The 24558-nt window shown below is 62.5% G+C and carries 18 protein-coding genes; 4 read left to right on the top strand and 14 right to left on the bottom strand.

Going from position 1 to position 24558, the window contains the following annotated elements; genetic code table 11:
• Positions 1-4 precede the first annotated feature (4 nt).
• Both HGI47_RS14580 and HGI47_RS14575 read right to left on the bottom strand, forming a co-directional pair.
• Positions 5-1456, bottom strand: a complete 1452-nt coding sequence (locus tag HGI47_RS14580; RefSeq protein WP_168853504.1) for an ATP-binding protein — start codon at positions 1454-1456, stop codon at positions 5-7.
• Between the two features lie 450 nt (positions 1457-1906).
• A complete protein-coding gene (locus HGI47_RS14575) occupies positions 1907-2314 on the bottom strand; it encodes a DUF3768 domain-containing protein (protein WP_168853503.1) in 408 nt (135 codons plus the stop codon).
• A gap of 108 nt (positions 2315-2422) precedes the next feature.
• Between HGI47_RS14575 and HGI47_RS14570 the strand changes: the two genes are divergently transcribed.
• Positions 2423-2911, top strand: a complete 489-nt coding sequence (locus HGI47_RS14570; RefSeq protein WP_168853502.1) for a hypothetical protein — start codon at positions 2423-2425, stop codon at positions 2909-2911.
• On the opposite strand, the gene HGI47_RS14565 is transcribed toward HGI47_RS14570, so the two are convergent.
• From HGI47_RS14565 to HGI47_RS14535, 6 genes are all read right to left on the bottom strand, one after another.
• Positions 2905-3138 carry a hypothetical protein gene (locus HGI47_RS14565; RefSeq protein ID WP_079731416.1) on the bottom strand — a complete coding sequence of 78 codons (234 nt, stop codon included), beginning with the start codon at positions 3136-3138 and terminating at the stop codon, positions 2905-2907. The two genes, HGI47_RS14570 and HGI47_RS14565, sit on opposite strands and share 7 nt — an antisense overlap.
• Before the next feature lie 24 nt (positions 3139-3162).
• Positions 3163-3768 (bottom strand): hypothetical protein, encoded by a 606-nt coding sequence (locus HGI47_RS22695; protein ID WP_240950203.1) that lies wholly within the window; start codon positions 3766-3768, stop codon positions 3163-3165.
• 10 nt (positions 3769-3778) lie between these two features.
• Entirely contained in the window at positions 3779-4435 is a 657-nt protein-coding gene (locus tag HGI47_RS14550; protein ID WP_168853501.1) for a hypothetical protein, read from the bottom strand.
• Between the two features lie 102 nt (positions 4436-4537).
• Complete coding sequence (locus tag HGI47_RS14545) at positions 4538-5437, bottom strand: ArdC family protein (RefSeq protein ID WP_168853500.1); 900 nt, start codon at positions 5435-5437, stop codon at positions 4538-4540.
• Positions 5434-7098: an ATP-binding protein gene (locus HGI47_RS14540; protein ID WP_168853499.1), complete on the bottom strand. Its 1665-nt coding sequence runs from the start codon at positions 7096-7098 to the stop codon at positions 5434-5436. The genes HGI47_RS14545 and HGI47_RS14540 overlap by 4 nt, the downstream gene beginning before the upstream one ends.
• Before the next feature lie 76 nt (positions 7099-7174).
• Positions 7175-9226: a ParB/RepB/Spo0J family partition protein gene (locus HGI47_RS14535; RefSeq protein WP_168853498.1), complete on the bottom strand. Its 2052-nt coding sequence runs from the start codon at positions 9224-9226 to the stop codon at positions 7175-7177.
• A gap of 459 nt (positions 9227-9685) precedes the next feature.
• Between HGI47_RS14535 and HGI47_RS14530 the strand changes: the two genes are divergently transcribed.
• Positions 9686-12085, top strand: coding sequence for a type I restriction enzyme HsdR N-terminal domain-containing protein (locus HGI47_RS14530; protein ID WP_168853497.1), 2400 nt, complete (start codon positions 9686-9688; stop codon positions 12083-12085).
• A 118-nt stretch (positions 12086-12203) separates the two neighbouring features.
• Here the strand turns inward: HGI47_RS14530 and HGI47_RS14525 are convergent, their stop codons facing one another.
• The 3 genes from HGI47_RS14525 to HGI47_RS14515 all read right to left on the bottom strand — a co-directional run bounded on the left by HGI47_RS14525 (position 12204) and on the right by HGI47_RS14515 (position 15303).
• Positions 12204-13613 (bottom strand): hypothetical protein, encoded by a 1410-nt coding sequence (locus tag HGI47_RS14525; RefSeq protein ID WP_168853496.1) that lies wholly within the window; start codon positions 13611-13613, stop codon positions 12204-12206.
• Entirely contained in the window at positions 13610-15067 is a 1458-nt protein-coding gene (locus HGI47_RS14520) for an SMEK domain-containing protein (protein WP_168853495.1), read from the bottom strand. Before HGI47_RS14520 ends, HGI47_RS14525 begins: the two co-directional genes overlap by 4 nt.
• 95 nt (positions 15068-15162) lie before the next feature.
• The gene (locus HGI47_RS14515; RefSeq protein ID WP_168853494.1) at positions 15163-15303 is read right to left on the bottom strand and encodes a hypothetical protein; all 141 of its coding nucleotides are present in this window, start codon (positions 15301-15303) and stop codon (positions 15163-15165) included.
• A gap of 105 nt (positions 15304-15408) precedes the next feature.
• Here HGI47_RS14515 and HGI47_RS14510 point away from each other — a divergent pair, with 105 nt between their 5' ends.
• On the top strand, positions 15409-16017 hold the full coding sequence (locus HGI47_RS14510) for a hypothetical protein (RefSeq protein WP_168853493.1): 609 nt from the start codon (positions 15409-15411) through the stop codon (positions 16015-16017).
• A gap of 429 nt (positions 16018-16446) precedes the next feature.
• Positions 16447-17556: a Fic family protein gene (locus HGI47_RS14505; RefSeq protein WP_168853492.1), complete on the top strand. Its 1110-nt coding sequence runs from the start codon at positions 16447-16449 to the stop codon at positions 17554-17556.
• Positions 17557-17614: 58 nt separating this feature from the next.
• Here the strand turns inward: HGI47_RS14505 and HGI47_RS14500 are convergent, their stop codons facing one another.
• From HGI47_RS14500 to HGI47_RS14490, 3 genes are all read right to left on the bottom strand, one after another.
• A complete protein-coding gene (locus HGI47_RS14500; protein WP_168853491.1) occupies positions 17615-21832 on the bottom strand; it encodes a strawberry notch family protein in 4218 nt (1405 codons plus the stop codon).
• Between the two features lie 58 nt (positions 21833-21890).
• On the bottom strand, positions 21891-22289 hold the full coding sequence (locus HGI47_RS22690) for a toprim domain-containing protein (RefSeq protein ID WP_240950202.1): 399 nt from the start codon (positions 22287-22289) through the stop codon (positions 21891-21893).
• A 520-nt stretch (positions 22290-22809) separates the two neighbouring features.
• The gene (locus tag HGI47_RS14490; protein ID WP_168853489.1) at positions 22810-24114 is read right to left on the bottom strand and encodes a replication protein RepA; all 1305 of its coding nucleotides are present in this window, start codon (positions 24112-24114) and stop codon (positions 22810-22812) included.
• Between the last annotated feature and the right edge of the window lie 444 nt (positions 24115-24558).

Genomic DNA, 24558 nt, shown 5'->3' with positions numbered 1-24558 from the left:
CCAATCAGGTGCGTGATTGAGCCGATGTGGAGGCTAAGGAGCCCATGCGCTCCAACCACCCGTTCAACAGGCTGCGGTAAGCCGCCCGCACCGCGGGCGTCGAAGCCGATGAGCGGCAGTCTATTTCGTCAAGCAGGATGTCGAGTGCGTGGGCTGGAGTGATGCCGCGCGGTATTCCGGCCGTGCGGGAGATTCCCGTCCGAGGAGTGATTCGGGTCGATGGGGGTGCGGCGAGTGGCTCTTGAGCCAAACGTTCGCTTTTTGCCTCTCTGACCTTAGTCCGCAGGTGTTCGATCGCCTTGTTGAGGCCGGCGACTCGAAGGTGATCCCACATTTCAGGGGTGATGGATACCTGTTGCTTGGAGGTGGTAACTCCGAATGCCTCGTCGAGGGCGGCAGAGAACTCGACCTCCACGCGGATGTAGCGGTCGTTGTTCATGAAAATCGTCCAGGGCGTTCGTGGCTGAACGGCAAGCAGGCGACCATTTCGACTGAATAGAACTCCGTGATACTGCTTGATAATGGGAAATCTGGCATTTGCATTCATCCCCACGGCATCGCGGCTCTTGTCGGTGGCTGCGAAACTCGGTGGAATCCATGCATAACGCAGAACCACCTCCCCGATGCGTCCTTCCGGCGTGTGCAGTTTGAAGCTTACCGGGTCGAGTGCAATCGCCCTGTCTTCATCAAGGTCAAAGAGTTCGGCATCCGGATTGAGAAATAGGGGGTCGATGGGGCGCACCGCAGTTCCGTCGATGGTAAGTCGGGTGGCCGACAGCAGCTTGTGATAGGTCACGCCAAAGCGTCGGATCAGGTTGCGCTTCAGGCCGGAGGTGGTCGACCAGTCGAGTCGGTCTAAGTAGTCGATTACAATGATGGTACCTGCTCGCCAGCCGGTGGGATGTGCTTGCCGAATGGCCCGGCGGAGGAAAGGCGGAAGGATGGCAGGCTGAGCAGCCGGAATTGCTATTTTGCGGCTCGATATAGCATTGCCAGATACGATGGCGTCCACGTCAAGTTTCACCGCATGAAGGCGGTGGCCTTTGGTCTTGGAATATATTGTAAAGCGCCGGCCGATGCTAACTGCGGCACAAGGTAAGCCATAGCCGAACCGACCCAAACCGTCGCGATCATTCTCACGGTGAGTGCCACCCCACAGCAGAGCAATCCGCATCATAGCAGGGTCCATACCGTGGCCGTCATCAATAATGGCAATCTGGCTTGGCTTCCGCTCCCCGTCCGCATCTTGAAATGAAAAAACAATGTCGATCGACTCCGCATAAGCTTGAATCGAGTTATCTACGAGTTCCGCAAGGGCTTCGACGTTAGTTTGGTACCCTAAATGCCGAATACCTCTAACAAATGCCTCTGGAACGATCAGATCGGTATTTCGGGCGCGTGACCGGGCGGCATATCTGTTTTGCTTAGCGACGACCTTTGTGTGGGCACGAGACATATCCATTCTCTCTCGAAACGATGTGCAGGCGCATCTGAGTGGGCGAACCTGCACCAAATGAGGCCGAACCTAATTGCCAGATGAAGGCGCGGGTGTGACCGTTGGCTGAGAGGCCTTGTGATCTAATATCCATGCCCCAGAAAAGTATCCATTATCTTGCCAAGGCGCGTACCAGTAGCCGAATGGCGAATGAGTCTATCTGCATCTAGCCGCTTCGTCAGATGTGGTGGCAGGTTTGCGAATTCGGAGATTGCCACTTCGAGCGCTGCAGTGTTCCTGAGTTCATTCGGTCGCGCCCCTCGCCAAGCGGCAATTCTTAGCTCGCCAGCAGATTCAGGCCCCGCGAATACAATGGCGAAATAAGTGACGAAATGTGCATCCCACCCGACCGCCACCTCGAACACGTCAGTTCGATGCGGATACGGCTTCAAAGAATACCGGCTCATCGCCTCACCAATCGCTTGCCAGCATGATCGTGACCACGCGGAAGCTTTGCTCCCCGTCCCACGGCGTCTCCGACCCCCAGGAGAACGTCCCGTCGTTGGCGTAGACATCGACCTTCCAGAAGATCTTGTGCCCCTGGAACTCGACCGCGCCAAAATCGCGCTCGCCGTGAGGGTCGTTTCCCGGCTCGATCGGTGTTTCGTTGATAAGCCTGCGCAGCGCCGCCTGACCCAGCATCAGACTGGCTTGGCGAGTGCCGGGGTCCTCGGCGTCGCCAGCAAGGATGTCGGTCAGCGCCCGGGTGAACACAGTACGCGAAGTAGGCAGCGAGCCTGCGCGGGCCGCGTCATTGAGCCGGGCGATCTCGGCAGTGTGGTCGACAGCGACAGGCGTGGATTGAGCATGCGAGATCATCGGTTCTTCCTTTCAAGATTGATCCCCCGCCGAGTGCCCCCTCCCCTCCGTTGTCCGGTTGACGGGGTCTGAGCGTTCACGCTACGTTCTTTAGGAAAGGATCTCGCCATGCCCTCACCCAGCCACCTCGACCATTTCGATCTCGACATTGGCCTCCGCGATGCGTCGTGCGACGAGAACCTGCCGCCGGTGCGCCGGGCGATCGCGGCGCTGTGCATCGGGGTCGGCGTGGATGACGCCTACCTGTCGGTCCGGGAACTGCGCGAGGCAGTGTCGCTGGTGCATGAAAATGCGCCCTGCGGACGAGCGAAGCTCGCCGGCATCCTTGCCGCGCAGTGCGATGATTTCCAGCGGGCGATCTATTACTGCCTCGCCGGGCGCGGGGTGGTCGAGATGGCCGAGGCGATGGATTGGCTGCTGACGATCCTCAAGGCCCGCGGTCGCACTGCCGCCTGGCTCAGCCGGGCCGGGGTTAGCCGCAAGGACCTCGTTTCGCCCTATGTCAGCGAAGCGCCCGATGGCCCGGTCGTATCGGCCAGCCCGGATTTCGAGCTCGGGCAATCGTGGTTCGTCGAGCGCGGGCCAGGCCCCTACTGATCATCCGGCTCGTCATCGTTGCAGGTGACGACCCGCGAGACGGTGCGCCCCGGCGCCGCCTTGCTCGCCAGCACCACGCGAAAGGGCTGCAGCGGGTTTCCGGTCTTGACCACGGCGGTGTCGCCCTGGACGTGCTCGGCGACCCGGGTTGCGATCCGGTTGGCGTTCTCGATGCTGCAGAGGCGCGCCCGCTTGGACGAGCGCTGAGGTGGTGCGGGGTCGGTCATGGCGCTACTCGCTTGGGTGCCAGGTCACGAGGTTGACGGGGCTGCGGGCGGCGGCACGATCGTCCACGCCCGGCTCATCAGCTTGCTGATCTTCACCCCGACCCCGTCGCTGACCCGGCGCAGGATGGTCTTGCGGCCCGACTTGACCACGCGGAAGCTTCGCTCGCTCTGCCCGTCGGTGAAGGTCAGCGGCTCGGCCAGCACCAGCATGTCGCCCGGCGCCGGCTTGCGGCGCGTAGTCAGGGCGAGGCGCTGGCGGCAATGCTGGCGCCACTGCGCAGCATATTCGTTGCCGGGAGGACCGAGCAGGTCGAGGATCGAGGCCGGGCAGTCGTAATTGTACGGCCCCATCGTCTCGCTCATGTCCTTGTAGCCAAACTCTTCGCCGCTGCGCGCGCCGGGGTTCCACTTGACGAGGCAGATGATCGCGAAAGTCTCGCGCGGCGCCTCAAGGTCGTAGCTCTGGCAGGCAGCGTAGTAGGCGCCCGAACGGACGGTGGATTTGAGGACGCGCAGGCCCGTCGCCCGGCCCTTCTCAGGGTCGGGCGGATAGGTGCATTGGTTGTCGAGATAGGCCTTCGGCGTGGCGAACGGGGCCATGCCGCCGCGGGACATGAACAGCCAACCCATGGCGGTTCTCCTAGACGAGCGCCTGCTGGCGCGGATTGATTGAAAGGCCGGTCTCGCGCACAACGAGCGCGCGGAAGCTGTGCGGCGCGGCAAGGACCGCGATGTCGCAGAAGTGGTTGCGGTCGCCGAGGTAGTCCTGACGGCCCTTGCATCGGCGGAACATGACCTCGCGGCCCGGGCGGACGCAGGGGATCGAGACCTGGACGTAGATCTCGTCACCGTGGAGCGTGATCTCGCCCGAGACCGCAGGCCCCGCAAAGTTGCTGCGCAGATCGTACTGGTCGGGCTCGAGTCCGAGATGGCGCGCCGCTACCCGCAGCGCCGAACGCGCCTCGCGGTGGAAGGCGCGCTTGGCTTCCGGGTCGTAGCCGATGCCGCGGCGGGCCAGTGCGACAAGCGCGGGCTTGGACTTCAGCTCGTCGATCTTGGCGAGGCACTGCCGGCGCAGCGGCAGGTCTTCTGCGAAGGTCTCATGCGGCGCGTGGCCGAGTGCGATGCGCCCGACGTGGCGCGCGAGCAGGATGGTCGCGGGATCGCGGGCCGGATCGATACCGGCGTTGCGTGCGTCCTGCATCGCATCGACGACGGCCTGGGTTGCCGTGGCAATGGTCGCGAGGCCATCGGGCTGCAGGGCCCGGCGATAGCGGAAGTCGAGATCGTAGTTCATCGGTGAAGTCTCCCTTTGCGCCCCCTGGCGCATCGGGCTCCCACCCCCTCCCCTTCCCGTTCGTCCTGCGAGCAGGCCTGGGCCATCGCACAGTGGGTACGGTCAAGCCGCCTCCTTGAGATCTCCCGTGAGCGCTGGATCGAACTGGCGCAGCCACTTGACCGCCTGCTCGGCCTTGGCGGCTGCGTGGAGTATCGCGGTCTTGTCCCCGCGCAGGATCTTCATCCAGTGGTGGATGTAGGACGCGTGGCTGTCGTGAATCTCGTTGGGGAGGCCGTACTCGGCACACAGGGTAGCCTGGCAGAGCGAGGCGACGATTTCTTCGAATGCATAGGCGTCGTCACCGAAGCGCTTGCCGAACTGGCGATTGAGCCGCTTGGCCGACCCCGTAGCGTGGCCGAGCTCATGGCATCGCGTCGAGAAGTAAGCCTCGATCGAGTGAAATGCGCCCGGCGACGGCAAAGTGACCGTGTCCGTGCTCGGCGTGTAATGCGCACTGTTGCCGCCGTGGATCACGCGGATCGGGATCGCATCAAGGAATGCCTGCACCCCGGCCGAAAGTGCGCCAATCGCCTTGGGGTCAGGCGGCTCGGGGTAGTAGTGCATCGGCAGCCCCTCGATCTGCGAGGCGTTGAAGACGTGGTTCCACTTCATGAACCTGATCGTCTTTTCGGTTGTCTCACCGGTTTGGCGATCGGTGTCGGTCTTGCGCGCCGAACTGTAAAACACGCTGAACGAGCCGCTCTCGCCCTTGCGAACATGGGCGCCGAGTTCGAGCGCCTGCCTGAACGTCATCCAGTAGGGGCTGGCGTAACCGCGGCTCTCGGCGACCGCCCAGAGGAAGAAGGTATTGATCCCCGAATAGGGGACACCGTTGTGGCGGAGCGGCCGTGTGCTGGTCGAGGACCAGGGTTTGAGCCACGGGGCCGTGCCGGCGGCGATCTTCTCGAGGATCAGGTCAGTGATGACCTGCGCGACGTCGGGTTTTGGATGACGGGTCATTGGGCCGGGCCCTCCTGAGCAGGATCAAGTGAGAGGCCGGAAGCCGCGCTCGACCAGGAGAGGCGGAGCGTGCGCCCGTGCGGGATGCGCCAGGCGACCCGGTCGGCGAAGGCCATGCGGATGCCGGCAAGGATCGCAGCGTCCTCGCCTTCGAGGATTGCGTGCGCGCGCACTGCGGCATCGTGACGGAAGCGGGTCTCCTGGGTGTCGTAGCTGTCCGCATCAGAATCGTCCGAGGGCGAAAACACAGCGTCGATGATGAGGTCGGTGAGATCGTCCGGGCCAAGCGCGGTGGTCCGGGTCAGCGCAATGCGAGCGCAGTCCGGATCGCCCCATGAGTCAGGGTCGTCTAGAATCGCAAAGTCGGTCTCAAGATCGAGCCGCCGGTCGTGCTGGTCGGTGAGTTCGATCGTGATCGCGTCGGGGCGCAGGGTGACGGCGTCGGTTTCGTCGGCAGGCGCGCCGCCATCGAAGGTGTAGCGCTCACCGGTACGCACGAAGGCCGCGAGGGCATCGTACCAGGTATAGCCAATGAAGTTGGTGATCGGCTCGTAGAACGCGCGCGGTTCGGGGCCGCCAAGGCGGTGCAGCTCGCCGCCGTTAGAGCGCCGCAAGGCGCGGCCGAAGGTGACGGCATCGAATGAGTCGGTGTCATCGTAGATCGCCGCGCCCGGCTCGAGGTCGGCAAACCGCGGCACCTCGCGGTAGCTGTCGCGGGCGAGGGTCGGGTACCACAGCGGCAACTGCCGCGCCGCCTGCGGGAAGTCGTCGTGATGCAAGCTCGCTTCGATCCAGTTCTCGAAGCCAAGCCGGTGGAACGGTTCCTCGCGGATGACCGAAAAGATCGCCTCGCGGCAGAGTGCCACGAGCCGGTCGAGCGCGGCGTTGCGGTAGATTTCCTTTCGGGCTGGCAGGACCAGGACGAGTTCGGGCGCGTCGATCACGTCGACCTGGACGGACCATTGGGTATGGTGGACTTCCTTCACGACCGGGAAGGCGTGTTTGAGGGTCACGCCGTGGAAGTTGAGCGTCGCAACGTGCGGCGAATGCCGGTCGCGGAACACGCCGATCCGGAATCCCTCCCGCTCGATGACCTTGTGCGCGTCGGCGAGGAAATCGGCGCGGGCGAGGTCTTTGCCGTTGTAGCTGACGGCAAGCGGCAGGAACCGGGCGGCGGCCTCGACGCAGCGTTCGAGCTTGCCGTCAGGCTGCGGATCGAAACGGAAGGCGATTGTCGTGCCGCGCGGCCCGTCATAGGACAGCACATCGATGTCGGCCTCGCCGGTCCAGGCATCGCCCTTGATCGCCAGCGAGAACGCGCCGTCCGCGCTCCGCGAACTGACCACGGTGTCGAGGCCAGCAAGGCTGAAGAAGCCCATGCCCGCTGGGTCTTCGCGGGCACGGCGCTCGTCGGGCCAATCGGATGCCCCGAGGGAGATGAGGTCAACCGGGTCGGCGATCCCGGCGCCGTCATCGCTCACCGTGATGAGGCAGGCGTCCGCCGCGTGATCAGCGGTGACGGTGATGCGGCCCGCGCCCGCGCGGCGGGCATTCTGGAAGAGTTCGTTGAAGATGTCATCGAGGGTCCCGTTGAAGATCCGGGTGACCTTCGAGATCGCCTCGGGGGAGACCCGGGCGCGCAGCTTAGTGATCATGGTCATGTGGTGGTTCCTGGATGGACCGGCACGCTGCCGCAGGGCGCAAAGGGTGCGCGGGCAGCGTGCCGGCAAGGCTGGCTCAGGCGTCGACGGTCTCGCCGGCTTGGACGTCCTGTTCTTCGGCAGGTTCGAGGTCGCCCACATCGCTGTCCGGTTCGTGCGCAACCGGCGCTTCCTCATCGGGCTCGCTCGCCGCGAGCACCCGGAAGCGCATGGCCTCGGGCACCCAGGCGAGCGCAGCTTCCTTGACCTCGGGAGCGACGATGGTCTCGCCCGCAAACAGCTTTTCGCAGGAAGCCGAGAGGTCGCCCTTCTTCGAGCCCATGAAGCTCGCCGCCATGGTCGGTCCGCCAACTTCGCTGACATGGGCGAGCAGCGCCTGCTTGCTCACGCGGTCGAAGTAATTGGCCGAGGTTGGCCGCCAGTGGCTGGCGACGTTGATCCCCATCAGCGCCGCGAGATGATCGTGGAGGTCGATCGGCTCAGGGCCGGACTGACCGGTCTTCTTGTCGATGCCCATGCTGGCTTCCAGTGTCTTTGCCATGCACCAGGCAAGCCAGCTTGCCTTGGCATCGTCGTCGAGCGCGCTGAACGCGGAGAACCGGTCGACTGTGCGGCGGTGCTCGGTCCATGACAGGTCGAGGGTCTCACGCATGTCGGCCATCAGCGTGTGGGCCGGACTTTCGGGGTAATTGGCGAGGTAGAGCGATGGCGACGGCGCGCGGAGCGTCGTGCCGAGCGCCTGCGCACTGTAGAGCGCGCGGGAGTCGGCGATGGCAAAAATCAGATAATCGAGCGCGATTGCCGGATTGGACGCGAGGTTGATGGCGAGAATGTCGCGGCGCTGTACGGCGAGCTCTTCGACCAGCTTCTGCGACAACGGCTTGGGGGCCGGAGCGGCGCTACCGCCCTCCCCTGCTCCGGCTGCACCCTCGCCCGCGTCGGACCCGCGGGCTTTGCGCCGTTCGAGCGGCTTGTCGCTGTAGAGGCCGCTCGCGACGGTGGGCTGGCCATCGGCGCCGATGATCACGAAGCAGCCGACATTTGCCTTCATCTCTTCTGGGATCACCGGGGCCTTGTCGTGGAGCGCATCGTAGGCGCTGCTTGCGGCATCCCAGCGTGCCTGGAAGTCGGCGGCAGCGGCTTCGTCGTCCTCATCGAGCGTCTCGCTTTCCGCTTCGAGCGCCGAGATCGTCTCGAGTAGCTTGTCAGCCTCGACTTGTTCCTCTTCGGTGAGCGGGGCTGGTTCGAGATGGACCTGATGGAGGTCTTCGGTCGCGTTGTACGTGACACGCGTTTCGAGGATCGGGCGCACCCAGGCATAGCCGGAGGTTTGGGCGACCTCGGCCGCAAAGGCCTGGAGCTTCTCCCCGGCAATGCGCTGCGCGATCTCGGCATCGATCCAGGTTTCGCCGCCGTCCTCGGTAAAGAGGTCGCGTTCGATCTTGCCGCCCGCGGCGAGGTATTCGGCTTCGCTGGCGAGCTTGGCCATCGGCGAAGACGAGCGGATGGCGCTGTGCGTGACCATGCGACGGATGGAATCGGGGTTGTTGCCCTGCCAGCTGTTCGACAGCTCGTTCCAGACCATCATCTGGCGATCATGGTTGGGCGTCGTCGCATAGGCCTTGGCGACATCGAGGGTGATCTTGCCTTCCTCAAGCGCGGCGAAGATCGGATCGGCGAGGTCAGCAAGCCGCAGGCGGCCTTCGATGAACCGGCGGGTGCGACCAAACCGTTTTGCAATCGCGTCGAGGTCGCTGCCCTCGTTGACGAAGTGCTTGTAGGCGCGGATCTCGTCGGTCGGGGTCATGTCGAGCCGGATGACATTCTCGATCAGCGAGAGTTCGGACTGCTCGGCAGCATCGATGTCGAGGACGCGGCAGGCGACGGGGTGATCCTTGGGGAGTTTGCCCGCCTCGAGCAGATATTTGAGTGCGCGCAGTCGGCGTCCGCCCGCGGTGACGTCGAACATGCCGCGCTTGTTGGCGGGCACGACGATCAGGTTCTGGAGGAGGCCCTTGGCCTCGATATTGGCGGCCAGTTCCTCGATGAAGAGGTTGCTGTCGTTTTTTCGGACGTTGGCTTCGGACAAGCGCAACTTGCCGAGCGGGATCAACTCGATGTCGTTCATGGGGGTGCTCCTGAAGGCCGGATTTGGCCGAGCCCTTCGGCTCACCCCTTCCACCCCCCCTCCCCTCACGGATTCAGGGGTTCAGGGCGTCCAAGGCTGAGGCTGGCTTGCCAGCCGGCAACGGAGTGTTCCGCTGACACACCTGCCAGTCGCGATAAAGATGGGCTTCCTTGATCCCGAACGTGTCGGCGGTCTCCTCCGCTGACGCCAGGATCCGATCGTCATCGATCTCAACGCCTGCTTTGCGGCGGATGATGTCGGCGCACTGCGTTGCCAACTCTGTCTAATCTACAGCGGTAAGGTTGCGGGACGAGAGCGCGCTTCTCGCGGCTATAAACTCGGCGAGTGCACCATCGATCAAGTAGGCGATCCGCTTCTTATTGTAATCGATCGCGGGGAAAATCGCGTCGGATCGACGCGAATAATGAATTTGGGCGCGAGGCTGTGTAGAGTGGTTGCATGACAATAGGACTGGCAACCAAGACCAAGACCGAAGCTGAACTCGAAGCCAGGGCCAACGACGCCCTGCAAGCCGCCATTCCCTGGCTGGACCGCAAGGAGATCAAGCACCAACTGACCTTTTCGTTCAAGCTTGGCCATAAGTCCGTCAAGATCGATGGTTCCAAGGTCGCGAGCCGCCAAGGTCGCGTCGATATCCTCATCGAACGAGGGAAAGAGCGTATCGCGATCCTGGAGCTTAAGCGGCCGGGTGCCAAGCTCACGAAGGCCGATATCGAGCAAGGCCTTTCATACGCGCGAGTGCTGCATCCACGTCCACCGCTTGTTATCGTCTCCAACGGCGCCGAAACGCACTGCTATGCGACGCATGACGGTCGACTGTTGAGCGAGGGCGAGCGCGACGAAGTAGCTTTCGCCAACTTGGCCAACGCCGCGCTGAAAATTGCCGAATCAGATCTGAAGGACGCGATCGGTACGCTGATGGGCCCGAGCTCGGACGTCTGGATGGCAGCGGTCCGGGCTGCCAGTCGCGAGACCCTTGAAGCACTTTCGGGCGGATGGGACGCGCCGCTCGCTACTTTCACCAACGGATTCCATTTTCCGCGAAAAGCCACCGCACTCGTCCGCAATGCCCTGCGCCAGACAAGGCGTGTCATCGCGATCGAAGGCGCGCCGCTGGTCGGCAAGACGCATGTGGCTGGCGAACTGGCGATCGTCACCCGCAACGAGGCGGATATGGCGATTTTGTTCGTCGAGGCGTCGGGCAGTGCAGCAGTCGGCATCGCTGACGAGATTGCGCGCATCCTGGGCTCGGCTCTGGGCTGGCGGATTTCCGCCGAGGAAGCGCGGCATTGGCTTCAGACGCTCGGCAATTCGGATGGTCCGCAGCTGGTCGTGGTGATCGATGGCCTGGGGCTTGAGCATGAAGCGATCCGCCTCGAGCTCGAGGCACTTACCGCTCAGTCGAGCGGCCAGCGGCTGAAATTCGTAATTGAGGCCGATACCGCGGTTATCGATCGATTGTGGATGGGGGAAACTCGCCGCAAGCCGACCGTCTTCGCCAGGCGCGGAACGCGCGTGCCGGTCGGAACGCTCGACGACCAGGAGTTCGGTCAGGCTCGGCGCGTGATGTACGAAAGCGGCACCGACTTCATGCAAGGTGCGGATCGTGCCGAGGAATATCGTCAGCCTTGGCTCCTCCAATCGATGGTCGCAGGCGTGGTGACGGCACCCGACCGGCCGGTGAATGCCAGTGCGCTGTTGCCGCCGCTGCTGAGCCTTGGCGTCTTTGAATACACGCGCGAGCGTTTCGTGCAGGATCCGCTGATCGAGCAGGCGGCAACCTTCGCACGCGCTGTCATCGACGACTATCAGCGCAATGACCGCACGCCCGATCTGCGGCTTCGCGCATTGCATAGTTTCCTCGTGCGCAAGGACGCGCTGCGCAAACATGCCAAGGTGGATGATCTCAAGGCGATGGTCCAGTCTGGCCTGCTCGGCACGACCCTTGATACCGACAACCGCGCGCTGATGGTCGGGCGCATGCCCGAACTGATCGCCTCGGAAGTGGCAAGGGAGATTGCCGCTGAGCTCGCCAAGCGCATCGACAAGGAAAACGATGAAGAGGCTGCGCGATGGTTTGTCCGCGGCCTGGCCGACTTGCCGATGGGAGACGTGATCGGTGCCCAGGCGATGATCGAAGCCGCACAGGCACGGTCCGGGTTGCCGCTTCCCTTCATCAATCATCTCCTTGATCGCCGCCCGAGCATCCGGCCCCTGAAGGCGGGCACAAAAGCGAACATGTGGGTGCCCGAGATCGGCAGCCTCGAAATGACCGTGCGTGACGATGGCGTCGTGATAATGAAGGCACCGGGAACGCCGCACCGGCTGGAACTGCCCGCTGATGAGGTCAGCGTCACCTATGGCGATCTCGATGCTTGGCTGATCCTGTCCCACCTTGCCTCGGTTCCGATCGGGGCCTATTCGGTCGATGAGGATCGCGTCGTCGGCTTGTTCGACGCCGCTGTGCTGGGCCTGGTTGGCACCAGCCCGATCCCGCTCCGGCGTGTGCCGATCGATCCGGAGCGGTCAGGCATGCACTTGCATGACGCTCCCGATGGCGCGAGCCTGGTATGCAGCAAGGAAGGCATTATCGAGCCGATCACTTGGTCGATCTTCCGATTTCTCGATCGTCACGGCGAAGACGCGGACAGCTGGCTCGTCGAAGCTTGCGAGCAACAGTCGGCGCCGTTGCTCAGCCGGATCTTAATCGCGCTGAACCAGCTTGGGTCGCTCGAATTCGACTCCGCGAAAGCGAAATGGGCGTGCGAATGGCGCGACGATCTAGTCCGCCCGGCCTTCGATATCGCAATGAAGGGCGAGCCTGCCGCGGCGGGCTGACCGTCATGAGGTCCAGGCCTGGTGCCTGCAATGCAATGCGTAAGGTGGCGCTTCGGCGTTGCTCACGCTTATCAGCGTCGTCGCCACGCCGTCGGGCCAACTGCCGCAGAAGCCAACCTCACATGTAGAAGCTGTAGCTGACCTGTGGCTTCTCGTTCACATCCACATACTTCATGATGTCGCCGATCTTCTTGGCGCATTCGAGTGTGATGGGCAGTCGCCCGTCCATCTGAGTGTTGTTCCAATTCATTTTGGTTAGACCCAGGATCTCCTCGCATAGGCTCTCGAGCGACGAATCCTGCTCGTAGACGGTGATCTTGAGCGGGCTCGGCACGTACTGACCCGGATAGGTTTTGTAGAAGTCGACGGTGCCCCTGGTATACAGAACGCCTTCGGTCTCCGAGATGGTGAGCAGCGTCCCGCGTTTAGGTGGATACTTCTTGTCACTGAAGAGGCGGACGTCAGTGTCCGTGATGGCGACGAAATCCTTCGAGCGGATGCCCTTATCCTTTAACGCCCTCAGGAAGCCCTTGCGCTCGCCATCGCGGAACCGGCTGGATTTGTGGATGACGATCCGGGCCGGCATGTGCTCCAATGCGCGGTCGTACTCGTCCAGCGCGTCGCTGAGCAGTTCGTAGGCCTGATCCTCACTCAGAAAGGGATGCCGGTTCTTCTTGTCGATCGAAACGGGCGTCCCGCGCAGGATGATGCCATGGCCGAACTCGTCGAAGACCTGTGCCAGACTAGAGGACACTGTTTCGCCGTCACGGCTCTTGTAGAATCCGATGCCGATGTAGCACGACCGCAGCTTGGAGCCGTCCTCAACTAGCCGCCAGGGGATTGTCCGGTTTCCCTTGTAGTAAAGCGCCGTGCAAAAGTTCCAGGCCTTCGTTGCGGGATCCTGCTGCTCTCCCGCAAACTTGGTGATGAGGATGGTCTTCTCGCGAACGAGCTGGAGCGGCGTGCCGAGATGCATGCACTTGGCTTTCAGCCTCCGCCGAAAATTGTTCTCTAGTTCGCTGTCATCTTTGTCATCGCCGACCGCGGCGGTGGTCACGGAGTCGAACATCTCATTCGGCATGACGCATACGATCACGTCGACGGACCTGTTCTCGGCCAAAAAGCGGATCTGCTCGTAATAGAGATCCACCGCCCGCTCTACGCGATGGGCGCGCGAAGCTAGCTTCACGATAGCCGTGATCTCCGACTTTTTCAGCAGGCGCGCATACTGGGGCGAGTTGATAAGCCTGGTGAGGAAGCCATAGTTCTGGTTCACCCCTCCAAAGCCTCGGAAAAGGTTTAGGAGCTGGGACTCCTTCTTGCGCTCGACGCCCTCCCGGCAGCGCTCAAGCCATTCGTCGAAGAGGTCAATGCCCTCTCCGCGACCGACGACACCGATCCGAAGCTCAGTCCGGCGCAGCTCATCGCGCTTGTCATAGACGCCCATGTTCTCGATGCCCGTGCGCGGGCAAACGTGCGTACCGGTGCCGAACTCAAGAAGCGGCTCTGCAAGGGTGGTCAATTTCATGCCGCCACCTCGTCATCGGTCACGTCGTCATCGAACGCGGCATCCGAGGCAATGTCCTCGTCGTCCACATCTTCCTCGCCATCGCGGTCCACATCGAACTCGAGGAGCGTTCCGAACCTCAGCGACGTGTCATCCGCCTCATCCGCCTCATTTGCTTCGCTGCTGTTCGACAGGAAGTACGCGACGAAGCGCACCGCGTTTCTGACGCTCAGGTTGAGTTCGAGCCGCTTCTGCTTGGACAGTAGCTTATCGTGCCAGTTCGACCGCTTGAAGCCGTTGTAAGAGAAATACCAGCTCGGCACGATCTGTGCGAACCATGTCCCGCCGAGGTTCGAAAACGTCAGCTCGAACGAGAAGTGCTGATGGTGCAGGACCTTGTCTGGGTCGTTCTTCTGATACCTGACCACATAGACCGTGCGCGTGGCGCTGGCCTTGCCGACCCAGGCCTCTCTGCGGATGTCCTGGCCATCTTCGACCGGCACGAAGAAGAAGAAGCCGTCCTTCGGATGGGCGCGCACGTTGCGCGCCTTCAGCATTTGACGTGCCTCGGCCGCGAGCAACTGCTTTAGGACGTTAACGTTGTCCGGTTCGTCGGAGTCCGCCAGATCAGCGACGTCCAGCCGCTCTACGGTACCTTCGTCCACGATGCTGACAAGACCGCTGGCGACGATGTCCGTGAACGAGAACAACTTGTTATCGTGGCAGACCCATGCGTCGGTTTGCACGTCGTTCAGGAGCAGGGCCATCTTCACGACCGCCCTGCGACCCTTCGCGTAACCCCGGTAGCTCAGCTCGACCTTGGCCCGCTCAACCACTGCCTTGTCGTTGATCGTCAGTTCGGCGACGTACACAGCATCGGGCAGCCGGATCGCCTGCAGGTTGGTTGTGATCGCGGTCGGCGCCTCGACCGTCTCGGAACGGATGCTGATGAAGGCGTCAACCTCGCCGAGGATGTGCCTGAACTCCGCCAGCACCCGCTCCTGCGCCGCCAACCGGAGTCCGGTCACCATGCCCAGAATGTCACCGAGGTCGATAATGTGCTTGGCGCAATTGAAAGAGAAGTCCTCCGTCAGAAGCGCGTTAACGGCGTTCTGGCTGTAAGATGACTGCTTTTTCCCGAGCATCAGCACGTAGAGCTCGTCGAACGTGTTATAGTAGGATCGGCTCATGAACTGGCCGACCGTGAACTTCACCTTCTCCAAGCCGGTCGTGGAAGTCACCTGGAAGGCGACGCGATCATGGTCGTCGCCGAGGTCGATGCCGGGGTAGTTCTTCTGCTTACGGTTGAGGTTTATGAGGTGCGGCAGGTTGAAGACCGACTTCAAGATGGGGATGAATGCATCCTCCAGCGCCAGATTGACGTCGGTCCTGCCCTGCGCAGTCGCCAGCTCGACCTGAACGATGATGCGGCTGACCACATCGCGAAGCTGGTTCTCGACCTCAAGCTGCCTCATACGCCACCCCTCCCACACACCTCAGGTAAAACTTGGGAACGCACCGGGAACATTGCAAGAGCCTGCGCTCAAATTTGGTTGCCCTCTTTAGATGCTCAAGCGCTCCGTCCGGAGGCAAGGAGGAGAAGGCGCATGAAGCTGAAACTGCGGACGAACAGCCAGTCCAGCTGCTCTGGTCGGTAGATCATCTCCTGCGTCACTTCCGAGTGCCGGATGCGCAGGCTGTTGCCGATCATGGTCAGCGCCCTCGCCGTGGAGTAGACTAAGTCCTTTCCATGAGTGAGGCGAGTGCTCAGATTGGAAGGCCAGCTCATTCTCGACCCACGGCCGGGAGCCCGCCAATGTTTTTCATCACGCAATCCGACGAACGCCCCGACGGCTACGTCCACCTGTCGACCGCCAACGAATGGACCGTGTGGCTCAGCCGTAACATCCCGGTCGGGCTCCATGCGGACGTCCGGCACCGGCTCAACTCCAACCTGAAGCACCTGCTGGTCGGCCTCGAGCTCAAGGCCGCGCTTATCGATCCGCACGCGCACCGCGCCCACAACCAACCGTCCGTGCTGTTCGAACCATACTTCCAAAATCTCATCATGGAGTTCGGCCTGACCGCGTTCTCGGTGCTAGAGGGCCTGGGTTCGGGACACTGGCTCAATCAGAACAACCATGACGGCGGCAACGCGATGAGGATCGAGCGTGATGCTTGGCGGGCGGCGCTGTGCACGGTTTACGACCCGGACGGCGAGCACGGCTTGGACGGCGACGTCGTCCGGACGCTCGCCCTCCGTGACCTGCTGCACCAGGATCGACTCGGCGCGCGCGCCAACATCGACTGGCACGCCATGACCTACGAAGCGGCATTCGAGCCGGCGAGCCGGGCGGTTCGCACGCTACTGCGGCGGGAAGCCGGGGTCGTACCCGCCACCACCAATCTGAACGTGGAGCAGTAGTCGCCCAGAGGGCGATCTTCACGTAAAGGCATTGGTAAACGGCTGATTTCAGGTATCTTTGCTAGAGACTAGAGCGACTGTTGTTAAATCGCCTTCCCGACGATTCGCTTCGCGGCGTTTGGCGGCAGCTTCTGTCATGGTCGGACGTTCGGGGTGGCTGATCTGAGCGACTTGTGATGGTCGGTAGCTGACTCGGTCGGCTGGCATCGGGAACGACAACTTATATCATTTCCGGATTCCGAAGGGGCCGTTCAGGATCATCCGACATGCCAGCCCCCCTGCCCTCACAGTGTCAGGACGTACCGGGCGTCACGACCGGTCCCAAATCGCTTGCAGCCCCACGCGATCAAAGCCTCTTGAGGCATAAATTGTGGATTTGTGCCTCACGATAGGGCATTGGGTGAGGCATAAACGCAGGATCAATGCCGCATGAAGTGGAACTGGCAGCAGCCGGACTGGCCCAATTTTCGCTGGAACGGCGATGCGCTCGCCGCGCTCGAGGCACGTTTCCTGCAGCAGTCGGGCGTCATAATCGGCGTGGTGAAGCACTTGGGCGAAGAGGACCGCACGAGCGTCGTTCTCGACGTGATGACCGACGAAGCTATCAAGACCTCGCAGATCGAGGGCGAGTTGCTCAACCGCGACAGCGTCCAGGTATCGCTGCGCCGCGAGTTCGGGCTTGAGACCGAGAAGCGCCGCATTCCGCCCGCCGAGCGCGGAATCGCGGAAATGATGATCGACCTCTACCGCGGCTTTGCCGATCCGCTCACCGAGGACGTTCTGTCGCACTGGCACCGGTTGGTGCTGAGCGGGCGCAGCGACGTCGAGGCGGTCGGTCGCTACCGCGAACACGAGGATGCGATGCAGGTGGTTTCGGGCGTGCTGCACAAGCCGACCGTTCACTTCGAAGCTCCGCCGTCGAGCGCGATGGCGGATGAGATGGCCCGGTTCCTGGAATGGTTCGCCGCGAGCGGTCCTGCCGGCACAGCACCCCTGCCCGCCCTCACCCGGTCGGGTCTCGCCCATCTCTACTTCGTCAGCATCCATCCTTTCGAGGATGGCAATGGCCGCATTGGTCGGGCCATCTCGGAGAAGGCGCTGTCGCAGGCAATCGGGCAGCCCAGTCTCATCGCCCTGTCGCAGACGATCCAGCGTAGGCGCTCCGCCTATTACGATGCGCTCGAAGCCGCCAACAAGGGCAACGAGGTCTCCGACTGGCTCGTCTATTTTGCCGAGACGGTGCTGGAGGCGCAGGCACACAGCCTGGCTCTCATCGATTTCCTGCTCGCCAAGACGCGGTTCCACGACAAGTTTCGCAGGCGCCTCAATCCGCGCCAGGAAAAGGTGATCGTCCGCATGCTGCGCGAGGGCCTCGATGGCTTCAAGGGTGGGCTCAGCGCGGCAAACTACGTCACCATTGCTGACACCTCGCGCGCGACCGCAACGCGTGACCTGCAGGAGCTGGTGGCGATGGGCGCGCTAGGCCAGACCGGAACCCTCAAGTCGACGCGCTACCATCTGCTGATCGACGCGGATTGAGCGCGCCTAACATCGCCGCGCCCATCTAACAGCAGTGATGTTAAATGAGCACGGGGGGTCAGTCCCGCCCGGAAATGCTGGCGATGATCGCCTCGGCGCCGTCCAGTGGCACGAACACGCGCGTCTTGTAGGCGATAATCTCGGTGAAGCAGCCCTTGGCCTTGAGCTCGGGAATGCGCGCGGCTTCAGCGTCGACGATCTCGATCCTTCGGGAACCGTTCACGCGGGCTGTGCGGATCGTGAAATTGAGGGGATGCGGCGCCTTCCAGGTGCCCCCGCCAAGGATGGCGGCGGCAATCTTGACGGAATCGGTCTGCGCCTTGCGGGCAACCCCGAGTTTCTCGAGGGTCGCATCGACGAATAAGTCGTGAACATGCCGGCCGAGCCAGGAAGCGCCGGACTTGTCGACGATGCGGTTGACCGTGAGGTCCTCCTTGGGAAGCGCGCCCCAGATCGGGAGGAGCAGCCCGGTTGCGAGATAGACGGTCTCGGTGACAAGTTGGCTCTCGTCGGCTGCATATTCCTCCTCCCACAGCGCGTTGAACCTGGCCTTGGTGACGGGCTCCCAGGCGGACTCGTCGAGCCGGTCGGCGCGGAGGTACTCGCTGCGCAATGGCCGCACGAGTTCGTAGCGGCGGATCATGTGGCCCTCCTCGTCCATGTGCGAGGGCGCCGCGATGCCGAGCGCGACTTTGCCCGACTTGTCATTGCGCAGGAACAGCGGCAGTTCCTCATAGGATGCCAGTTTGAGCACTCGCTCGAGCGAGAGGACCTTACGCCGCTGGGTTAGCGACAACTCGAGGAGGTGCGAGGTCGCGCCGGTCACGGGATCGGTCCGGATCACCGTGTCGGACATTACCTCGCAGGCCTCGACCGCCACGGTCTCGACCCCGATATCGAAGGTACCGGCTTCCTTGGCGGCCGAGACGCGGGTTTCGACAAGAGTCAGGAACTCGTCGAAGATGGCGTTCTGGACAGCGATCTTCATGGCAAGGATACGGTTGAGCCAGCGCTGGATCGGCGGCAGGTCCTCGCGGAGCACGCCGTCATGATCGGTGAGCTCAAGCCCGCTCATCCGCTGGAACTCGGACAAAGTCGTGCTCTTGAGCTTTCCGGTCGAGAGCAGGCCGTACCAGTCGTGCAGCGCGTGCTTGGCGTAGATACTCTCAAGGTTGTCGGAAGCATCGAACATCCCCTGCCCGCCGGTCTGGCGCTGGCCGCGGGTCAGTGCACCCAAAGCATCGAGGCGCCGGGCGATCGTGCTGGTGAACCTGGCCTCGCCTTTGCAGTCGGTTGTGACCGGACGAAACAGCGGCGGACATGCCTGGTGGGTGCGGTGCGTGCGCCCCAACCCCTGGATTGCGCGATCAGCGCGCCATCCGGGCTCGAGCAGGAAATGGACCCGGCGCTGCTGGTTCCTGGCATCAAGGCTCGCGTGATAGCTGCGGCCTGTGCCACCTGCATCGGAGAAGACCAGGATACGCTTGGTTCCGGTCATGAACGCGGTCGTCTCCGCAAGGTTGGTCCGGGGTGAACGGCTTTCGAGGCGCTGCTGTCCCGATCCGTCACGGACGAGGCGTTTGCTACGCCCGGTAACCTCGGCGACGGCCGTCACACCGTAGTGCTCGAGCAGGGCATCGAGCGCGGTCGGGATCGGCGGCATGGCGCAGATATGCTCGATCAGGTCGGCGCGCGCGGCCTCGGCCTGCGGGTTATGGACCGGGTTACCCGCGTCGTCCCACATCGGACGCGAGCGCACATCGCCAAGCTCGTCCTTGTATTCCTCCATCTGCCGGGTCGGGAAAGCCCGAGTCAGATAGTCGACGACGTACTCCTTACAGTCATAGGCTATGTCGAGGGCCTCACGCTCAGCCGGTTCCAGTTCATCGAGCCGCCGGTTGAGGATGGATTCCGCCGTGCTCACCAGTTGGACCACCACGCTGTCGCCCTCGCCCAGGTGCTCGTCGATCGCGGGATAGATCGATGGCAGCTTCAGCGAGAGCAGCACCTGTCCGAAGAAGCGCTGCTTGGTTCCCTCGAACCGGCTGCGGGCCGCCGCCTTGGCACCACTGTTGAGCGTCTTGTTCTCGAGGCCGTCGACAATCCCGGTGAGCTCGAGCGCCGCTTCAAGGTTCTGGTGAATGATCGTCCAGGCCTCACAATAGGTGTCGTAGACCGCGATCTGCTCTGAAGTCAGGTCGTGGCGCAGAATATCGTACTCTACACCTGCGAAGCTGAGTGCCCGGGCGAGGTAGAGCCCGGAGGCCTTGAGATCGCGGGCCACCAGTTCCATCGCGGCAATGCCGCCGTCGCGGATTTCGCTGATGAACTGCTCGCGGGTTGCGAACGCCGTGCCCGGCCCCCACAGTCCAAGCCGGACCGCATAGGCGAGGTTGTTGACGTCCGAAGCGCCGGTGGCCGAAGCGTATAACACCCGTGCGCGGGGCAGCGTGTTCTGGAGCAAAACGCCGGCGATGCCCTGAAGCGAGCCCTGCTTCTGGCCAAGTGCCCCTTCCCCGCCCGCGACGCCGCCCATTTCGTGGGCCTCGTCAAAGACGATCACGCCTTCGTAGTCCTCCCCGGCCCAGCGGACGATCTGGTCGAGCCGGGTATCTTCGACACGCGAGCTTCTGAGTGTGCCGTAGGGCACGAACAGGATGCCCTCGGGCGCGGTGATCTCCTCACCGATCTTCCAGCGGGCAAGATCGAGAATGTCCGACGGCAATCCGCCGATCGCGGTCCAGTCCCGCTGCGCGTCTTCGAGCAGCGGCGCATTCTTCGATATCCAGATGTGGCGTCGATTGCCCTTGAGCCACTGGTCGAGAATGCAGGCCGCTGCCTGCCGCCCCTTCCCTGCCCCGGTGCCGTCGCCAAGGAAGAACCCGGTGCGGTAGAGCTTGCCCTCAGGATCCTCCTTGAGCGCAACCTCGCCAGCAGGATGGCTGAAGCGACCATGGAGATCGCGGCTCCAGGCCTCGCCCGCATAGATCACGGTTTCGAGCTGGGCGGCCGAAAGCAGCCTTGCCGTCACGGTGCGTTCGGGCAGAGAGGGCACATAGTTGGGCTTCGGCGCCGCAATCGACGCCATGGCGGCAGATTCGACGAGGTGGGTCGGATGTTCGCCAGCTTCCGCGATCACCACGCGTGAAGGCCGGTAGTCGGCATAGACCCCGCGCTGCTCGCCCATCGCGGCAGGTTCATCCAGCACTTCGTAGGCGACGGGGCGGACGTCGTTGGTCTGGGGAGCTCGCACGATCACGGGCCGGGCTGGACCGGTCTTCACCGAGCGGAAGAGGCTGAGCTTTGGTCGGGGCGCTGCCGCCTGCGTCGGGTCGCGCAACGTTGCCCGGAGTGGCACGGGCGGTAACGCGGCGAAGAGTTCGCCGACCGCACCGCGATTGATCGTGGATACGCCGATCTCGCCTGGCACCTTGTCGATCACCAGCACGCGAACGGCGATACCCGTGCCGTGCTTGGCATAGCCGCCCTTATTCAGACGGAGCGACAGGACGACCCGGGCTCCTTCAAGGGTGCGTCGGAAGGTTTCTTCGTACCTGGCGGAGGGCGAGAACCAGTCCGGCATGATCGCAACGATCCGGCCACCCGGCAGTAGATGGTCGAGCGCAGCCCGCAAATGCCTGGCCGCGGTATTCTGATCTTCCCCGCGCGAATGCGACACCGAGAACGGCGGGTTCATCAGAACAACGCTCGGCCGCGCGGTTCCGGAGAGCATAGCGCTGAGCTTCGCGCCGTCATGGTGGTAGACCTTCTTTCCCGGAAACACAGCCTCAAGCAGGTCGGCACGGGTTGGCTCAAGTTCGTTGAGGATCAGATCCTTGACCGCGCCCTTGGCAAGCGAAGCGATGATCCCGGTGCCTGCGCTTGGTTCCAGAAGCACGTCATCGCAGGAAAGCCGCGCCAGATGAACGGCCAGACGGGCCAGCGCCGGGGGAGTCGAGAACTGCTGGAATTGAATTTGCTCCTCGCTGCGTACCGTGTGGGTTGGCAGTTCGCGCGAGAGCGCCTCGAGCGTGCTGATCGCCGCGCCGACGTCCATGCGGCCGACAAGCTCGGGAATGACTAGGGAGAGAGCTACTTCCAGCGCTTCGAAACTGTCGCGCTGCTGCCAGGCGCCTGCGGCGTCATTGCCACCAGCACTCTCGGTCATGGCCTGGCTCAAAGCAGCGCGGTCGATCGGAACAGCGAGCAGCAGCTTGGCGGCAAGTGTGCGCGCAGCGCCGAGAATGGCGCTGGCGCGCGGAATCGTCATGGTCATGCGGAGAACTCCTGAGCTCGTGCCGATCAGCGGCACGCCCGCTCCAGCCCCCCTCCCCTCACCGCTTGAGGAGCTGCGCCCAGTCGTTCATGCGGCCCGGCGGCCATTCGGTCTCGATTGCAAGGCCGGGTCGGCGGTACGATTCGGCTGCGCGTTCGCGCGCGCGCCTGCCCTCGGCGTCGTTGTCGGCCAGCAGGATCACGGTTTCGACTGAGACCGGGATGTCGACCTGGTGAAAGCGTTTGGCACCCATCATCGCCCAAGCCTGGATACCGGTGAGCGATGTATAGGCTGCCGCAGTCTCGAACCCCTCGCAGATGCCGATGGTCTTGCCTGGCAGGCCGTTGGTCCATGCGGCGCCGATAGCCTGGCCGAGGACGCGCTTCTCGGTGTAGTCCGCTGTCGACGGATCGAGGAAAATCCGCTGGATCGCGGCGATCGCGCCCGCCTTGCGCATCGCAACGAGGAGTGCCGGCTCGAAGCTCGCAAGCTTCCCCTGCCCTCGTGGACACCGGGGGTGAAAGCGCAGGTCTTCGAGTGGTGCCCAGATCTGGCGCACCCCTCGCACATATCGCTCCGCCAAAGTCCCTTCGATCGGTCGACCGGCTTGCCAGATTGCGAGGTGAATTCCAGTGCTCCGCTGGAAGTTGGGCGTCACGCTGGAGGCATCGACGGTCGGCAGGTCTGCGATGCGTCGAAGAGCTTTGAGTACGTCTCGGCTGTCGCAACCTGCGTGGCATGTTACGAGAATGGCTCGATCACCTTGGCGGATGGACAGAGATGGGGTTCTGTCGGCATGGCAAGGGCACCGACACATCGCGGTATTACCGGACCAATTGCCCCCGATGCGCCGAACAAGGCTGCGTAGGTCCGGACTGGGTTGGTTGTTGACGATGGGCATGACTGCCCAGTTCGACCCTACTCCCCTCCCCCTCGTCCTGCGCTTCAGCCTAACCGAAGTGCTCGGAAATCATCGGTCAGCCGGCATCCGAATTTGCGCGTCGCTCGGCATAACGAATGACAAAGGATTCCCAGACTCTCAGCCACTCCGCATCGGTCCTCTCTTGTTTAATACCGGGAAAGCCGGTGCGGAATGCGTTCGCCATGGTGTCGACGCACCAGGGCTTACCCTTCTCAAGCCCGATTGCTCGGAACTTAGTTTCCCTTTCGCCATAGGTCAGGCTGCCCGCTGGGAAAGGGAATACGGGCTCGGAGATCTTGATGTCCCGAACAGTCGACCGAGGAGCTTTGGCGACCGATGATCTCGGTGCGGTTTCCGGGGCCGGAGCGCCCAGCAACCGCAAGTGCGGGCCAACGAGCTTCCGCTCTAAAGGTGCCGGCGAAGGCCGGAGCACTACCTTCCTGCCGCTGAAATCGACGTCAGCGTTCGGGTAGACAGCGGAGACCAATTGCATTGTTTCGCGCACGGTCTGGCGGAAGCGCTTGCTATCGGCGTCGTTCCCCAAGTGCTTGGCCAACTGGTCCCAAGATATTACCTGGCCTCGATCGCTGCTGATGCGCGGAAGTCTATACGCAAGGTAGGTATAGAGATCGAGAGCTGTGGGCGTGCCCTTGAGCTCACGGATTGCAATCTCGTTCAACGGAACGGCGTGGTCGATAAGGTGACTATAGAACGCCTCGGACATCCGAATTTCGCGGGCAAACGCGCCATTTTTTTCCAGAGATCCTGCGTATTCGTTTGAAATCTTTACGTCTCGTACGGCGAATGCGTTGTCGCCGGCGTCGTTGCCTTCCCAACGAATTTGCCATTCACACGCAAGCAGTCGGTCGACTTGCTCGCGCATCAGATTGGCAGTTCCCCGTGGGCCATAAGAGACGGTCTGGTAGCCAAGTCGGCGCATCCATTCCGTGAAATTACGGCCCAAGTACACGTCTCGCGATCGCTTGGTGACGGCCTGCGAAAGCAGATAGATCAGCGCAACGCGTGGATAAGCTCCATAGGGCACACCAACGCTTCGTAGTACGGGCTTACCGTCGACCGTCTGGAGAACTGGTCGTGGGTTGATGGCTAGTGCATATTTTCCGTCTTCGCGAAGAATCGGTAGAGTATCGTCCTTCGGACGCTTGGTCGGAAGCGACATGGCGCACAATGCGGAATGCAGAAATGCCGGAACGGGTTCTTCGTCCTGGACACGTAGGAAGGCATCCATCGTGAGCTGAGTGCCGGCAGACTGCGCTAGGGAGCGGACCCGCTCTTCACCGCCGCCTAGCATTGCTAGGGCGTATTGATGTCCGATTGGACGCAGTGTGTCTCCGCTCATTGAACCGTCCCTTCCCGACTCATTGGAGCCTCGGGTTGGTCGTTAAACAACAGGTTTGAGCTTCGAAAGCAAGGCCATTGGCAGTTTCGACGGGATTCCGGGCCTAAAACCTCCAAGTTGGCCGATGATCTCGGAGCGGTTTGGCAGGGCGAAACCAAATCCAATCTCAATTTTGAAAAAAGCGATTCGCGAATCGGTTTTTCTAGGAGATTCCTTTAGTAGGTTTGGGCTCCGAGATCATCGGTCCAAAGGGAACCGAGATCATCGGGGAAACGCACTGAATTCATCGGCTTGCACCGAGATCATCGGTGGTTGTCCACAGCGCGATCAATTCGGCCATCGGGGCGCCCAGCTGACTATCGGAATGTCGCCCGCTGGCCCCCTTCCCTGGACCCGACATCATCGGTCTGAACCACTACGTGCGGCATCGGGTCGACTCCTGAT

It is taken from the genome of Novosphingobium sp. ERN07 (genome assembly GCF_012641335.1).
GTDB lineage: Bacteria > Pseudomonadota > Alphaproteobacteria > Sphingomonadales > Sphingomonadaceae > Novosphingobium.
The sequence above is the reverse complement of the archived record's forward strand: the minus strand, read 5'-3'. Positions and strand labels throughout refer to the sequence as shown.

Excerpts from the sequence above, each read along its gene's own strand:
- HGI47_RS14580 (WP_168853504.1), bottom strand. The coding sequence starts at position 1,456 with ATGTCTCGTGCCCACACAAAGGTCGTCGCTAAGCAAAACAGATATGCC.
- HGI47_RS14575 (WP_168853503.1), bottom strand. The coding sequence starts at position 2,314 with ATGATCTCGCATGCTCAATCCACGCCTGTCGCTGTCGACCACACTGCC.
- HGI47_RS14570 (WP_168853502.1), top strand. The coding sequence starts at position 2,423 with ATGCCCTCACCCAGCCACCTCGACCATTTCGATCTCGACATTGGCCTC.
- HGI47_RS14565 (WP_079731416.1), bottom strand. The coding sequence starts at position 3,138 with ATGACCGACCCCGCACCACCTCAGCGCTCGTCCAAGCGGGCGCGCCTC.
- HGI47_RS22695 (WP_240950203.1), bottom strand. The coding sequence starts at position 3,768 with ATGGGTTGGCTGTTCATGTCCCGCGGCGGCATGGCCCCGTTCGCCACG.
- HGI47_RS14550 (WP_168853501.1), bottom strand. The coding sequence starts at position 4,435 with ATGAACTACGATCTCGACTTCCGCTATCGCCGGGCCCTGCAGCCCGAT.
- HGI47_RS14545 (WP_168853500.1), bottom strand. The coding sequence starts at position 5,437 with ATGACCCGTCATCCAAAACCCGACGTCGCGCAGGTCATCACTGACCTG.
- HGI47_RS14540 (WP_168853499.1), bottom strand. The coding sequence starts at position 7,098 with ATGACCATGATCACTAAGCTGCGCGCCCGGGTCTCCCCCGAGGCGATC.
- HGI47_RS14535 (WP_168853498.1), bottom strand. The coding sequence starts at position 9,226 with ATGAACGACATCGAGTTGATCCCGCTCGGCAAGTTGCGCTTGTCCGAA.
- HGI47_RS14530 (WP_168853497.1), top strand. The coding sequence starts at position 9,686 with ATGACAATAGGACTGGCAACCAAGACCAAGACCGAAGCTGAACTCGAA.
- HGI47_RS14525 (WP_168853496.1), bottom strand. The coding sequence starts at position 13,613 with ATGAAATTGACCACCCTTGCAGAGCCGCTTCTTGAGTTCGGCACCGGT.
- HGI47_RS14520 (WP_168853495.1), bottom strand. The coding sequence starts at position 15,067 with ATGAGGCAGCTTGAGGTCGAGAACCAGCTTCGCGATGTGGTCAGCCGC.
- HGI47_RS14515 (WP_168853494.1), bottom strand. The coding sequence starts at position 15,303 with ATGATCGGCAACAGCCTGCGCATCCGGCACTCGGAAGTGACGCAGGAG.
- HGI47_RS14510 (WP_168853493.1), top strand. The coding sequence starts at position 15,409 with ATGTTTTTCATCACGCAATCCGACGAACGCCCCGACGGCTACGTCCAC.
- HGI47_RS14505 (WP_168853492.1), top strand. The coding sequence starts at position 16,447 with ATGAAGTGGAACTGGCAGCAGCCGGACTGGCCCAATTTTCGCTGGAAC.
- HGI47_RS14500 (WP_168853491.1), bottom strand. The coding sequence starts at position 21,832 with ATGACCATGACGATTCCGCGCGCCAGCGCCATTCTCGGCGCTGCGCGC.
- HGI47_RS22690 (WP_240950202.1), bottom strand. The coding sequence starts at position 22,289 with ATGCGCAAGGCGGGCGCGATCGCCGCGATCCAGCGGATTTTCCTCGAT.
- HGI47_RS14490 (WP_168853489.1), bottom strand. The coding sequence starts at position 24,114 with ATGAGCGGAGACACACTGCGTCCAATCGGACATCAATACGCCCTAGCA.